This is a genomic window from Streptomyces sp. CG 926 (assembly GCF_003148825.1).
GTDB lineage: Bacteria > Actinomycetota > Actinomycetes > Streptomycetales > Streptomycetaceae > Streptomyces.
On sequence record NZ_QGGZ01000011.1, the window covers coordinates 340,047 to 353,038 of the forward strand.

Consider the following 12,992-nt stretch of genomic DNA (forward strand, 5'->3'; position numbering starts at 1 on the left):
GGCGGCTGTCCCACGCACGTCCGCCCCCACCGCCGGAGCGCCGAAAGAGACTTAGATCACTCGGCGGCGGACCGGCTCGCGGCGACGGCGGAGGGATCCGCTCCGGTGGCCCGCCGAAGACCCCGACCCGACACTGGAGCAGTGCGTACCGCGACAGCGACGGCAGCGGCCGTCACCACGACTCTGCTGGGTGCCGGCGCGGCCGCCGTCGTCATCGGCAGGCACGCCGCCGACGCGGCCCTGCGGCCCGAACCCGGACGACCCCTGCCCGGCGGACGGCTCAGCGTCCACTCCGTGGCCGACGGCCGGATCACCCTGACCCGCTCGCTCGCCTCCCTGCGCCCAGGTACCTACGGCCTGGTCGCACCCGGCGTGCACGCCGTCGTCGGGCCCGTGGTCCCGGGCGCCGACCCCGGCCCGGACGCGGTCGTGCGGCGACTCGTCTCCGTCGGTCACGGCACCCTCGCGCCCGGCACCCGGGTCTCCCTCACCCCCCAGGTGTACGTGGGCAACCCGCGCACGGCCCTCGGGCTCGACCACGCCGACGTGGACATCCCCGGGGAGCTCGGCGCCCTGCCCGCCTGGTTCCTGCCCGCCGCTCGGGACACCTGGGTGATCACCGTGCACGGGCTCGGCGCCGGCCGCGAGCACCCGATGGTGGTCATGCCCTTCCTGCACCGCCATCAGCTGCCCGTCCTGGACCTCGGCTACCGGGGCGACCTGGGCGCCCCCGCCTCCCCGGACGGCCTCGGCCACCTCGGTGAATCCGAATGGCGTGACCTGGACGCCGCCATCCGCTACGCCCTGCGCTACGGAGCCCGCCGCGTGATCCTGTACGGCTGGTCCACCGGCGCCACCATGGCCCTGCGCGCCTTCGAGCGCTCGCCGCTGGCCCACCGGATCTCCGGGCTGGTCCTCGACTCCCCGGTGCTCGACCGGGACGCCACCCTGCGGGGCCTCGCCGCGGCGCGCGGCGTCCCCCGGGTGGTCCTGCCGCTGGCGGTCCGGGCCGCCGAGGGCCTCACGGGCCTGCGCGCCGCCCCCCGGCCGGCGGACGCCGACCCCACAGTGCTGCGCGTCCCCGTACTGATCGTCCACGGCCCGGACGACAGCCTCGCCCCCTGGGGCCCCTCCCGCGCACTCGCCGCCGCCCGCCCCGACCTCGTCACGCTGCACACCGTGGCCGGGGCCGGGCACGGCGCGATGTGGAACGCTGACCCGGCCGGTTACGAGGAGGCCCTGCGCCGCTTCCTCACCCCTCTCATGTGAAGACCGTGTCGAGGCCCGCGCCGAAGCCCTCGTGAACGGCCGTGTGAAGGGGTCTCATGTGAAGGCCCTGTGACGGACAGGGCCTCACGGGCGGCTTGTCCCGGTCTGCGCTGCGGGTGGGCGGCGGCAACGGCCGGTTCCGTTTGGGCTTTCGGCCAGTGACGGGCGAGACTGCTTCCGTGACGTCCCGAAAGCCTGATGAGCAGTTGGCTCGCGACTCCAGACTCCGACTCGTCTCGCCGCGTTCCGTCGCCGCGGCCCGCAAGGCGGTGACCGACCGACGCACCCGGCCCGCGCCCAGGCCCCCGGCGGGTACACCCGCCACGGCCGACCTCGCGAACCGGGCCCGGGCCTCGCTCGCCGACGCCGTACGCCTGACCCGCTGGGCCGAGCGCAACCTCGGCGCCGGAGACGGCGGCCGGCCCGCCCCCACCGGCGCCCTGCCCGCGTCCGACGTCGAACGCGCCGCCGAGGAACTGGGCCTGACGCACGGCCAGATCCAGGTCGGCTGGGACCGCGCCCGCCTCGCCGGACTGGTGGAGGTGCACGGCGGTCACGCCCGCCCCGGCTGGCGGCTGCGCGCCTGGGACCGCGACGACACCGCCGTACTGCGCGGCTGGGTCGCCCTCTTCGACGCCTGGTCGCTGGTCCATCCCGCACCCGCCGACATCGCCCCCTCGGCCGTCGCCGAGGTCGTCGAGGCGATGCCCCAACTCCTCTCCCTGCTCCAGCTGTCCGCCGGCCCGGTGACCGTCCCCGACCTGCTCGACCTGCTCGGGCAGCGCGTCACCGAACTGCGCGACGAGCGGTGCGAGATCCCCTACGAGTCCGAGCCGACCGTGGCACTGACGTCCGCCGCGGGATCCGCGGAGGCCCGCCCCGTCCCGCTCGCCCGGCTGCTGCGCTGGGCGCTCGGCGGACTCGCCGCCGTGGACGCCGTCACCCTCGGCCCCGCCCGGGCCACGCTCACCCCGCTCGGCAGCTGGGCCGTCTGGGTCAAGCTGGAGCAGATCTGCGTCGCCGCGCAGAGCCCCGCCGGGAACATCGAGCAGTCCGCCGCCGCCATGCTGCACGGCTGCGCGCGGCTCACCCCGGGACCCGCCCGCGCCGAGTACCAGGCCTGGCTCGCCGCCCGGCCCGTCGGCCACGCCGTGACCGAGCTGCTGCAGGCCGCCCGGGGCGAGGACGCCCTGCTGCGCGGCCTCGCCTTCGAGGCGCTGCGCGTGGTCGGCGCCCCCGCCGAGCCCGAGGTGCGCGCCGCCGTGCGCGAACCGGCCCTGCGCCCCTACGCCCTGCTCTGGCTCGCCGTGCACGACGGGGTCGACCCCGACGACGCCCAGGACGTCCTGACCGCCGAGGAGTCGACCTGGCTCTGGGTGGACACCGCGGCCGCCATCGCCGACCACGGGGAGGCCGAGCTGCTGGCCCGCCACCTGGACTCCGCCGTGCGGACCACCGTCCCCCGGCTGCTGGACGAGGTCCGCGCGGTCGGCCATCCGCGCACGGTGCAGGTGCTGGTCGCGCTCGCCGCGGCTCACCCCGACCCGACGCTGGCCAAGGCGGTCCGCCGGGCCGCCTTCCAGGTCCACACCGGCGGCGAGTGATCCCGTAGGAGAACGCGGGTGGGAACGGGCGCGCCGTCGGGGTCAGACCTGCGGCGCGTACGTCCCGAAGCTCCAGACGTTGCCCTCCGCGTCACGGGCCATGTAGTCACGGGAGCCGTAGTCCTGGTCGGTGGGCTCCATCACGATCTCCGCGCCGTGCTCGACCGCCCGCCGGTGGTGGGCGTCCACGTCGGCGACCACCACATAGACCCCCGAGGGGCCGGCTCCCTCCATGGCCTTGTCGAAGGCTCCGCCCCGGCCCGAGCTGCCCAGCATCACCATGCCGTTGCCGTACGCCAGCTCGGCGTGCATCACCGAGCCGTCCTCACCTTCGTAGACGGCGACCTGGCTGAAGCCGAAGGCCTCGGTCAGCAGCTTGATGGCCGCCTTCGCGTCGCGGTAGACCAGGGTGGGACAGATGGACGGAACGCCTGACATGACGATCACTCCCTCTCGTGACGGTGACCCGCGTCACACCAGCATGGCAGGCGTCACCGACAGTCAGCGGAAGGTGTTGCACTGGGCCATGTCGCCGGTCCGGTAGCCCTGGTAGAACCACTGCTGACGCTGCTCGGCCGAGCCGTGCGTCCAGGACTCCGGGGACACCCGGCCCTGGAACTTCTCCTGGATCCGGTCGTCGCCGACCGCGGCCGCCGCGTTCAGCCCGTCCCGGATGTCCGCCTCCGTCAACGACGTGATCAGCGGGCGCCCGGTGGAGGCGTCCGCGACGTTCGTCGCGTTGTGCGCCCACACCCCGGCGTAGCAGTCGGCCTGCAGCTCGACCTTGACCGCGTTGCTGTTCGGACCCACCCGGCCGTCCTGGGCCCGCTGGAGGGTTCCGGTCAGGTTCTGGATGTGGTGCCCGTACTCGTGGGCGACGACGTAGGCCTGGGCGAAGGGGCCGCCGGTCGCGCCGAACTTCGTCCGCAGGTCGTCGAAGAAGCCCAGGTCCAGATAGACCTGCCGGTCCGCCGGGCAGTAGAAGGGGCCCACCGCCGCGCTCGCGGTCCCGCACGCGGTGTTCACCCGGTTCTCGAAGAACACGGTCGACGCCGGGCTGTACCGGCCGCCGCGCTCGGCGAACTCCTGCTTCCAGAAGGCCTGGGTGCTCCGGACGACCGCCACCAGCCGGCAGTCCTCGCGCGCGTTCGCGTCCCGCCCCGACTTGCAGGCCTGCTGCACCTGGTTGAGCGACGAGGAGATCGGCGTCGGCTCGGGCTCACCGGTGGACAGCCCCAGCTGGTCCGGCCCCACGCCGAACAGCAGCCCGATGACCAGCGCGATCAGACCGACGATGCCGCCGCCGACGGTGGCCTTCCCGCCCGGGATCCGGCCGCCACCGCCCCGCATGTCCTTGACCTCGGAGCTGTCGAGACTGGCGTCGTCGTCGAACTGCATCCCGCACCGCCCTCCATCCGTGACCCAGGCGCGGTCGCGTCTCCGCCCATGCGGCGAGTATCAACCCAATCGTCCCTGTATGCGCCTCGGCCGCTCCGTGGGGCCGCCGGCCCGAACGGGGGATACGGGGGAGCGGATCCCGCAGGCCGGACGGCCGGGCCCGGGCCCGGAAAGTAGTTGCGCACCCCCGGTAGAATGTCTCTCATGGCAAATCTCCTCGCGGATTAGCGGCGTCGAAGCTTCGCGTCCTGCCCCCCTTCCGCCGACCCGACCCGCCCTGGAGTATTTCCGTGATCACCGCCACCGGCATCGAGCTGCGCGCCGGCGCCCGCGTCCTTATCGAGTCCGCTTCCTTCCGTGTCGCCAAGGGCGACCGCATCGGCCTCGTCGGCCGCAACGGAGCGGGCAAGACCACCCTCACCAAGTGCCTCGCCGGCGAGGGTCAGCCCGCCGCCGGCTCCATCGCCCGCTCGGGCGAGGTCGGCTACCTCCCGCAGGACCCGCGTACCGGCGACCTCGACGTGCTGGCCCGCGACCGGATCCTGTCCGCCCGCGGCCTCGACGTGCTGATCAAGAAGATGCGCGCCAACGAGGAGCGCATCGCCACCGGCACCGGCGGCACCCGCGACAAGGCGATGAAGCAGTACGAGCGCCAGGAGACGGAGTTCCTGACCAAGGGCGGGTACGCCGCCGAGGCGGAGGCCGCGACCATCTCGGCCGCCCTCGGCCTGCCCGACCGGGTGCTCGGACAGCCGCTGCACACCCTCTCCGGAGGTCAGCGCCGGCGCGTCGAGCTGGCCCGGATCCTCTTCTCGGACGCCGACACCCTGCTCCTCGACGAGCCCACCAACCACCTCGACGCCGACTCCATCGTCTGGCTGCGCGACTACCTGAAGACCTACCGCGGTGGCTTCATCGTCATCTCCCACGACGTCGACCTGGTCGAGACCGTCGTCAACAAGGTCTTCTACCTGGACGCCAACCGCTCCCAGATCGACGTCTACAACATGGGCTGGAAGCTCTACCAGCAGCAGCGCGAGGCCGACGAGAAGCGCCGCAAGCGCGAGCGCCAGAACGCCGAGAAGAAGGCCGCGGCCCTCAACTCGCAGGCCGACAAGATGCGCGCCAAGGCCACCAAGACCGTCGCCGCGCAGAACATGGCCAAGCGCGCCGACCGGCTGCTGGCCGGCCTGGAGGCCGTCCGCGTCAACGACAAGGTCGCCAAGCTCCGCTTCCCGGACCCGGCGCCCTGCGGCAAGACCCCGCTGACCGCCGAGGGCCTCTCGAAGTCGTACGGCTCGCTGGAGATCTTCACCGACGTCGACCTGGCCATCGACAAGGGCTCCCGCGTCGTCATCCTCGGCCTCAACGGCGCCGGCAAGACCACCCTGCTCCGTCTGCTCTCGGGCACCGAGAAGCCGGACACCGGCACGGTCGTCCCCGGCCACGGCCTCAAGCTCGGCTACTACGCCCAGGAGCACGAGACCCTGGACCCGGAGCGCACGGTCCTGGAGAACATGCGCTCCTCCGCGCCCGACCTGGACCTGGTCGCCGTACGCAAGACCCTCGGTTCCTTCCTCTTCTCCGGGGACGACGTGGACAAGCCCGCCGGGGTGCTCTCCGGCGGCGAGAAGACCCGTCTGGCCCTGGCCACGCTGGTCGTCTCCTCGGCGAACGTCCTGCTGCTCGACGAGCCCACGAACAACCTCGACCCGGCCAGCCGCGAGGAGATCCTGGGCGCGCTGCGCACGTACAAGGGCGCGGTCATCCTCGTGACGCACGACGAGGGCGCGGTCGAGGCGCTGGAGCCGGAGCGGATCATCCTGCTCCCGGACGGCGTCGAGGACCTCTGGGGACCGGACTACCGGGACCTGGTCGCCCTCGCCTGATCGGGTTCCGGTTCCGGTTCCGCTTCTGATCCAATTCCTTATGGATCATTCGGCTCACGGGTGATCCATCATCTGAGTGAGACGGTCTCGTACCGTTGCGCGTCGTACGACGGCCCCGGCCGCACCTTCGAGGGTGCGCGACCGGGGCCGTTCATTTTCCGCTTCCGCGCCCCTGACCTGGAGATTCCTGGCGCGGGCAGCGGAGTGTGACGGAAGTCATGCAGCGGAAGGGAAGATTCCGTTCTGCTCGGGTGTCCACCGGTCGAGAAATGCCGTCGTACCGACCTTGCTGAATGGGTGGCCAGGAAGCGTGGGAGGGGTGATCATGAGAAGTCCAGAGCGCACTTCCCATGAGGAGGCACGGGTGGCCGAGACTCTGAAGAAGGGCAGCCGGGTAACCGGCGCCGCGCGCGACAAGCTCGCGGCAGACCTGAAGAAGAAGTACGACTCCGGTGCGAGTATCCGGGCGCTGGCCGAAGAGACCGGCCGGTCCTACGGATTCGTCCATCGGATGCTCAGTGAGTCCGGGGTGTCGCTGCGTGGTCGCGGAGGCGCGACGCGAGGCAAGAAGGCTGCTACGGCCTGACCCCGGGCCCATCGGTTCCGACGTTCCAACAGCTTCAAGGTTCATCATGATCCGACGGTTCCTTCGGTGACCCCCGGTCGGCCTTCCGGTCGACCGGGTGGTTACTGTGCAGTCACTTAGGCCGAGCTTGCGGCCGACTGCACACCGGAGGCATGAGAGATGGCTCTGCTCGACAAGGACGGCGTACGACTCACCGTCGACGACACGGTCGCCACGGTGACACTGACCAATCCGGCCAAGCGAAATGCCCAATCCCCCGCGCTCTGGCGGGCTTTGGCCGAGGCCGGGAGGTTGTTGCCGGGCACCGTCCGGATCGTTGTGCTGCGCGGTGAGGGTATGTCCTTCTCCGCAGGGCTCGACCGGCAGGCGTTCACCCCCGAAGGTTTCGAGGGCGAGCCGTCCTTCCTCGATCTGGCACGCGGTTCGGACGAACTGCTCGACTCCACGATCGCCGAGTACCAGGAGGCATTCACCTGGTGGAGGCGTAACGACATCATCTCCGTCGCCGCCGTGCAGGGGCACGCGATCGGCGCCGGCTTCCAGCTCGCGCTCGCGTGCGACCTGCGCGTGGTCGCGGACGACGTGCAGTTCGCCATGCGCGAGACCAGCCTCGGTCTGGTCCCCGACCTGGCCGGTACCCAGCCCCTGACCTCCCTGGTCGGCTACGCCCGCGCGCTGGAGATCTGCGCGACGGGCCGTTTCGTGCACGCCGAGGAGGCGGAACGGGTCGGCCTCGCCAACCTCGTCGTGCCCGCGGACGAGCTCGACGCGGCCGTCCAGGACCTCACCACGGCCCTGCTGGCACCCCCGCGCGACGCCGTGATCGAGACGAAGACGCTGCTGCGTTCCGCCCAGGCCCGCCCCTACGACGACCAGCGCGCCGCCGAGCGCGCGGCCCAGGCCCGCCGCCTGCGGGACCTGGCCGGTCTCTCCGACTGAGGGTCGCCGCGACACCGGAGCCCCGGGCGAAGTCGGCCAGCCGACCGGCGTAGTCCCGGGGCGCCGTCGCGTTCCGGCGCCTAACGTGGTGCGGAGTGAGTCCGCTCTCCACGCGAAGGGACACGCGATGACCGAATCCGTATCAGGGGGCTCCGGCAAGGAGCCCGGCGACCGGGGACGTACGAGCATCGCCGACGGGGTGGTCGAGAAGATCGCCGGACTGGCCGCCCGCGAGGTGGTCGGCGTGCACGCCATGGGCAGCGGCAGCGGCCTCTCCCGCACCTTCGGCGCCGTCCGCGACCGGGTACCAGGCGGCCAGAAGGCCCAGGTCAGCCGCGGGGTCAAGGCAGAGGTCGGCGAGGTCCAGACCGCCCTCGACCTGGAGATCGTCGTGGACTACGGGGTCTCCATCCGCGACGTGGCGCGGGCGGTCCGGGAGAACGTCATCTCGGCCGTCGAGCGGATGACCGGCCTGGAGGTCGTCGAGGTCAACATCGCGGTGAGCGACGTCAAGCTGCCGGATGAGCCCGACGAGGAGCCGGAATCCCGACTCCAGTAGCCGAGAGGACCCCGCATGAGCATGGCGATCGCCGGAATGTTCGCCGGCATGGCCCTCGCGTTCGCCGGCTACTTCGGTGGATTCGGGGCCTTCCTGCTGGTGGCCGCCCTCGGCGCCATCGGTTTCGTCGCCGGACGGTTCCTCGACGGGGACCTGGAACCGGGTGACCTGTTCCGCCGCCGAGACGACCGGCGCGGGTGAGGCGCCGATGAGCAGCCCACCACGCTCCGCCCCGCCCCGGGTGGACGCCGCCGAGCGCGGTGCCACCCGAATCGCCGACCGGGTCGTCGCGAAGATCGCCGCCCAGGCCGCCCGGGAGGCGCTCACCACCACCCCGGGCACGCCCCCGCACGCCGCCGTCACCGTGCACCACGACATCGCCCGGGTCCGGATCAGCCTGGAGCTGGACTACCCCTCCGACCTGGCCGCCCAGTGCGCGTCCGTCCGCCGGCAGGTCGCGCTGCGGATCGAGGAGTGCGCGTCGATGTCCGTACCCGAGGTGGACATCGACATCGAGCACCTGCACTCCGCCCAGGCCCGGACCGCCACCGGGCGCGACCGGCGGCTGCGGTGACGGCCCGCGGATCCGGGGCAGGCCCGGCCTCGGGCTCTCGCCGGGTCCACCGCCTCCGCTCCGCCCGCCGGGTGCCCGCCGCGCTCACCGCCCTGGTCGTGCTCGGGGTGGCGGGCTTGTTCCTGTACGACCTGGCCGCCGTACGGGCCGGCCGACCCGGGATGAGCTGGCGCGGCGACCTGGCCGACCGGCTGGCGACGCACACCCCCGCGGACCTGGAGGTACAGCTGATCGCCGGGGCCCTGGCCCTGGCCGGGGCGCTCCTCCTGCTGCTGGCGATCACCCCCGGGCTGCGCCGGATCCTGCCGATGCTGCCCCCGGACCGGCCGGCGGGCGTCCGGGCCGGGCTCGGCCGCAAGGACGCCGCGCAGATCCTGCGGGACCGGGCCATGGAGGTGTCCGGAGTGCGGTCGGTCCGGGTCAAGGTCGGCCGGTCCCGCGTCGGGGTGCGGGCCACCTCGCACTTCCGTGAGCTGGACGACGTACGGGCCGACCTCGACGCGGTGGTCGCCGTCGGCATCGAGGAACTGGGTCTCGCGCGTCCGCCGCAGCCGCGCGTACGGGTCAGGAGGTGAACGGATGCTCGCGACGGTGAACCGGATCCTGCTGGCCGTGGTCGGAACGATCCTTCTGGCGGCCGGGATCGTGGTGCTGAGCGGCGTTCGGCCGCTGCACGGTCGCCACGCGCCGCTGCTCGGCGAGGCGACCAGGGACCGGTACTGGCACGCCGACGGCTGGTGGTGGTGGGCGGTCATCGCCGCTCTCGCGGTGACCGTGCTGCTGGCGCTGTGGTGGCTGCTGTCCCAGCTCAGGCGGCCGCGACTGCCGGCGGTGGTCGTGGACACCGGGGACGGGGCGTACGCCGTGCTGCGCGGGCGGGCGCTGGAGGAAGCGGTGGCCGCGGAGGCCGGAGCCCTGGACGGGGTCGCCGGGTGCCGGGTCGCCCTGCGCGGGCGGCGCGGATCGCCGGCGCTCCGGGTCGCGCTGGAGCTGGAACCCCACGCGGTCCCCGCCGACGCCCTGGCCGCTGTGGCCGGCCCGGTCCTGACCCACGCCCGAACCTCGGCGGGCCTCCCGGAACTGCCCGCGGAGGCCCGCCTCAAGGTGACGTCCCACCGCGCCCAGCGGGTGACGTAGCCAGGTCGCGGTGGGTCAGAAGCCGTGCCGGGAGCCGCCGTCGACCGGCAGCATGACGCCCGTCAGGTACGACGCCGCCGGGGAGAGCAGGAAGGCCGCCGTGCGGCCGAACTCCTCCGGGGCGCCGTAGCGGCGCAGCGGAATGCGGGACTCGTTGCCCGCCCGCGCGGCGGCCGCGTCACCGGACAGCGCGTCGAGCTCGCGCACCCGGTCGGTGTCGATGCGGGCCGGCAGCAGGCCGACCACCCGGATCCCGCGCGGGCCGAGCTCCAGCGACAGGGACTTCGCGAACCCCGCGAGGCCCGGGCGCAGGCCGTTGGAGATGGTCAGGCCGGGGATCGGCTCGTGGACCGAGCCCGACAGGACGAAGCCGATCACCCCGCCCTCGCCCAGCTCGGCGGCCGCCGCCCGGGCCAACCGGACCGCGCCCAGGAAGACCGAATCGAAGGCCGCCGACCACTGCGCGTCGGTGTTGTCCGCGGCGAAACCCGGAGCCGGGCCGCCCACGCTGATCAGGATGCCGTCGAGGCGGCCGAAGCGCTCCCGCGCGGTGGCGACCAGCCGCGCGGCCGCCTCCGGGTCGGAGTTGTCGGCCGCCACACCGGCCGCGTTCGGGCCGAGCTCGGCGGCGGCGTCCGCCGCCCGCTTCTCGTCACGGCCCGTCAGGAGGACCTTCGCGCCGTCGGCGGTCAGTTCCCGGGCGGAGGCGAGGCCGAGGCCGCGCGTGGCCCCGGTGACGATGTAGACACGGTCTTTCAGTCCAAGATCCATGCCGACACGCTACGCCGTCGCCGGCTCCTGCCGGGAGGTCTCGGCCCGGGCGGCCTCTTCCTCGCGCTCGCGCTTCTCCCGCCGTACGAGGACCACCCAGCCCACCGGAACCGCGGCGGCGAACAGCCACCACTGGACGGCGTACGCCATGTGGGGGCCGATCGAGTCGTGGTCGGGGTCGGCGACGGTCTCCGGGCTGCCGTCCGCCGGGGCCGGAGCGGTGAGCTCCAGGTATCCGCCGAGGACCGTCCGGCCCAGGTACTGCGCCTGCTGCTCGCTGTTGATCAGCATCACCTGACGGTCCGGCAGGCCCTTGCGGTCCTTGATGCCGCTGCCGCCGCTGGTCTCGTCGGCCTTCAGCCGGCCGGTGACGGTGACCTCGCCCGCGGGCGCGGTCGGCACCGGCGGGTAGGCGCGCGGGTCGTCGCCGCCCGGCACCCAGCCCCGGTTGACCAGGACCACCCGGCCGTCGGAGAGGACCAGCGGGGTCAGGACGTGGAAGCCGACCTTGTCGTCGTTGTCGGTGCGCATCCGTACGACGACCTCGTGCGCGGTGTCGTACGTGCCGGTCGCGGTGACCGCCCGCCAGAAGTCCGCGCGGGGCACCCGGTGCCCGGGGGAGGTGACCTCGGTCATGGGGACCGGCTTCGCCCGCAGGTTGGCCTCGATCAGCTGGTTCTGCGCGACCCGGTGCTCATGGCGGTGGTACTGCCAGAACCCCAGCTTGATCATCGCGGGGATGAGGGCGAGGGCCATCAGGGTGAGGAACACCCACTGCCGGGTCAGCACAAAGCGGTACACGCCCACGACGGTACCCGCAACGCGAAGGACCCCGGCGGCCGGGTGGCCGTCCGGGGTCATGGCGTACGGATCGGGGTGTCGGCGCGGGGATGCCCGCACCGGGTTTCGAGGGCCGCGGGCGTCAGACGCGGTCGACGATGCCCACCTTCCCCTCCTCCCGGGCGCAGTGCGCCCCGCAGAACCACTGCCCCTCGACCTCGACGCCCTGACCGATGATCGAGACCCGGCAGTGCTCGCAGACGGGCGCCATGCGGTGGATGGCGCAGGAGAAGCAGTCGAAGACGTGCACGGCGCCCTGCGCGTGCACCTCGAAGGACATGCCGTAATCGTTTCCGCAGACCTCACAACGTGCCATGGCCCGAATGCTGCGCACGGGGAACGAGCGGAACAAGATCCAGCGGGGTGAGTCGCCGCGCCTGCACCCGGCCGGCGCAACGGCCCCGCCGTTCAGGACTCGGCCGCAGCCACGTCCCGCAGCAGCTGGGTGAAGGCCGCCTCGTCGACGACCGGCGTCCCGAAGCTCTTCGCCTTGACCGTCTTGGAGGTCGCCGAATCGGGGTCGTTGGTCACCAGGAGGCTGGTGAGCCGCGACACACTCGTCGCGATGTGCAGACCCGCCTCGACGGCACGGTCCTCCAGCAGCTCCCGCTCCACCGAGGTGTCACCGGAGAAGGCGATCCGCATGCCCTGCTTCAGCGGCTTGCCGTCCTCGAAGCGCCCCGGATTCGGGTGCGGGCACGGCGGCCGCTTGCGCGAGGGCCGCCAGCTGTTGCCCCGGTAGGAGGCCTGGTATCCGATCCGCGGGGTGACGGGGGAGTCCGACCACTCCGTCAGCGGCCGGCACTCCAGCAGAGGAAGCCGTACGCCGCCCTCCGCGGCCGCGTGCAACGAGGGGCGGAACGCCTCCGCGAGCACCCGGGCGTCGTCGAGCGCGTGGTGGGCGCGCTGCTGGACCACACCGAAGTGCGCGGCGAGCGACTCCAGCTTGTGGTTGGGCAGCGGCAGGTTCAGTTCCTTCGACAGGGCGATGGTGCACAGCCGCTGACGGACCGGTGCGGTCGCGGCGGCCCGCGCGTACTCCCGGGCGATCATCTGCCAGTCGAAGATGGCGTTGTGCGCGACCAGCACCCGGTCGGCGAGCCGGTCGGCGAACTCCTCGGCGATGTCCTCGAAGAGCGGGGCGTCGGCGAGCATCGCGCTCGTCAGCCCGTGGATCCACACCGGTCCCGGGTCCCGACGCGGATTGACCAGCGTGTACCAGTGGTCCTCCACATTGCCCTGGGCGTCGAGCCGGTAGACGGCGGCGGAGACTATCCGGTCGTCGCGAGCGAGCCCGGTGGTCTCCACGTCGACGACCGCGTACCCCTTTGGGTACGCGGTCGGCCACATCGTCTCTGCGGTCGTACGGTCGTCGAGCATGGTCACAGAGGATATCGGCCCCGACTGACACCCGTGGCCGCGCAGG

Annotated in this window: 16 protein-coding genes; 10 read left to right on the plus strand and 6 right to left on the minus strand. The window is 72.7% G+C overall.

Going from position 1 to position 12,992, the window contains the following annotated elements; translation table 11 throughout:
- Positions 1–141: 141 nt before the first annotated feature.
- Both BCL76_RS28625 and BCL76_RS28630 read left to right on the plus strand, forming a co-directional pair.
- The gene (locus BCL76_RS28625; protein ID WP_109782251.1) at positions 142–1,269 is read left to right on the plus strand and encodes an alpha/beta hydrolase family protein; all 1,128 of its coding nucleotides are present in this window, start codon (positions 142–144) and stop codon (positions 1,267–1,269) included.
- Between the two features lie 179 nt (positions 1,270–1,448).
- Entirely contained in the window at positions 1,449–2,873 is a 1,425-nt protein-coding gene (locus BCL76_RS28630) for a hypothetical protein (protein WP_375137973.1), read from the plus strand.
- Between the two features lie 42 nt (positions 2,874–2,915).
- On the opposite strand, the gene BCL76_RS28635 is transcribed toward BCL76_RS28630, so the two are convergent.
- The gene (locus BCL76_RS28635; RefSeq protein ID WP_109782329.1) at positions 2,916–3,311 is read right to left on the minus strand and encodes a VOC family protein; all 396 of its coding nucleotides are present in this window, start codon (positions 3,309–3,311) and stop codon (positions 2,916–2,918) included.
- A 63-nt stretch (positions 3,312–3,374) separates the two neighbouring features.
- Positions 3,375–4,271, minus strand: coding sequence for a KPN_02809 family neutral zinc metallopeptidase (gene ypfJ, locus BCL76_RS28640; protein ID WP_109782252.1), 897 nt, complete (start codon positions 4,269–4,271; stop codon positions 3,375–3,377).
- 290 nt (positions 4,272–4,561) lie between these two features.
- Between ypfJ and BCL76_RS28645 the strand changes: the two genes are divergently transcribed.
- The 8 genes from BCL76_RS28645 (at position 4,562) to amaP (ending at position 9,955) form a co-directional block, all read left to right on the plus strand.
- Positions 4,562–6,160: an ABC-F family ATP-binding cassette domain-containing protein gene (locus BCL76_RS28645; RefSeq protein ID WP_030010788.1), complete on the plus strand. Its 1,599-nt coding sequence runs from the start codon at positions 4,562–4,564 to the stop codon at positions 6,158–6,160.
- Between the two features lie 364 nt (positions 6,161–6,524).
- Positions 6,525–6,746, plus strand: coding sequence for a helix-turn-helix domain-containing protein (locus BCL76_RS28650; protein WP_030010789.1), 222 nt, complete (start codon positions 6,525–6,527; stop codon positions 6,744–6,746).
- Positions 6,747–6,905: 159 nt separating this feature from the next.
- Complete coding sequence (locus BCL76_RS28655) at positions 6,906–7,685, plus strand: enoyl-CoA hydratase/isomerase family protein (protein ID WP_030762652.1); 780 nt, start codon at positions 6,906–6,908, stop codon at positions 7,683–7,685.
- A gap of 127 nt (positions 7,686–7,812) precedes the next feature.
- Complete coding sequence (locus BCL76_RS28660) at positions 7,813–8,244, plus strand: Asp23/Gls24 family envelope stress response protein (protein WP_109782253.1); 432 nt, start codon at positions 7,813–7,815, stop codon at positions 8,242–8,244.
- 15 nt (positions 8,245–8,259) lie between these two features.
- Positions 8,260–8,445: a hypothetical protein gene (locus tag BCL76_RS28665; RefSeq protein ID WP_030762666.1), complete on the plus strand. Its 186-nt coding sequence runs from the start codon at positions 8,260–8,262 to the stop codon at positions 8,443–8,445.
- Positions 8,446–8,452: 7 nt separating this feature from the next.
- Complete coding sequence (locus BCL76_RS28670; protein ID WP_109782330.1) at positions 8,453–8,818, plus strand: Asp23/Gls24 family envelope stress response protein; 366 nt, start codon at positions 8,453–8,455, stop codon at positions 8,816–8,818.
- Positions 8,719–9,393, plus strand: a complete 675-nt coding sequence (locus BCL76_RS28675) for a DUF6286 domain-containing protein (RefSeq protein WP_219933983.1) — start codon at positions 8,719–8,721, stop codon at positions 9,391–9,393. The genes BCL76_RS28670 and BCL76_RS28675 overlap by 100 nt, the downstream gene beginning before the upstream one ends.
- A 4-nt stretch (positions 9,394–9,397) precedes the next feature.
- Positions 9,398–9,955 carry an alkaline shock response membrane anchor protein AmaP gene (amaP, locus tag BCL76_RS28680; protein ID WP_109782254.1) on the plus strand — a complete coding sequence of 186 codons (558 nt, stop codon included), beginning with the start codon at positions 9,398–9,400 and terminating at the stop codon, positions 9,953–9,955.
- A 15-nt stretch (positions 9,956–9,970) separates the two neighbouring features.
- Here amaP and BCL76_RS28685 read toward each other — a convergent pair whose 3' ends face one another.
- The 4 genes from BCL76_RS28685 to BCL76_RS28700 all read right to left on the minus strand — a co-directional run bounded on the left by BCL76_RS28685 (position 9,971) and on the right by BCL76_RS28700 (position 12,952).
- Positions 9,971–10,726, minus strand: a complete 756-nt coding sequence (locus BCL76_RS28685) for an SDR family oxidoreductase (protein WP_109782255.1) — start codon at positions 10,724–10,726, stop codon at positions 9,971–9,973.
- 9 nt (positions 10,727–10,735) lie between these two features.
- The gene (locus BCL76_RS28690) at positions 10,736–11,527 is read right to left on the minus strand and encodes an SURF1 family cytochrome oxidase biogenesis protein (RefSeq protein WP_109782331.1); all 792 of its coding nucleotides are present in this window, start codon (positions 11,525–11,527) and stop codon (positions 10,736–10,738) included.
- Positions 11,528–11,648: 121 nt separating this feature from the next.
- Positions 11,649–11,882: a hypothetical protein gene (locus BCL76_RS28695; RefSeq protein WP_051782373.1), complete on the minus strand. Its 234-nt coding sequence runs from the start codon at positions 11,880–11,882 to the stop codon at positions 11,649–11,651.
- Between the two features lie 92 nt (positions 11,883–11,974).
- Positions 11,975–12,952: a DEDDh family exonuclease gene (locus tag BCL76_RS28700; RefSeq protein ID WP_109782256.1), complete on the minus strand. Its 978-nt coding sequence runs from the start codon at positions 12,950–12,952 to the stop codon at positions 11,975–11,977.
- Positions 12,953–12,992: the final 40 nt, after the last annotated feature.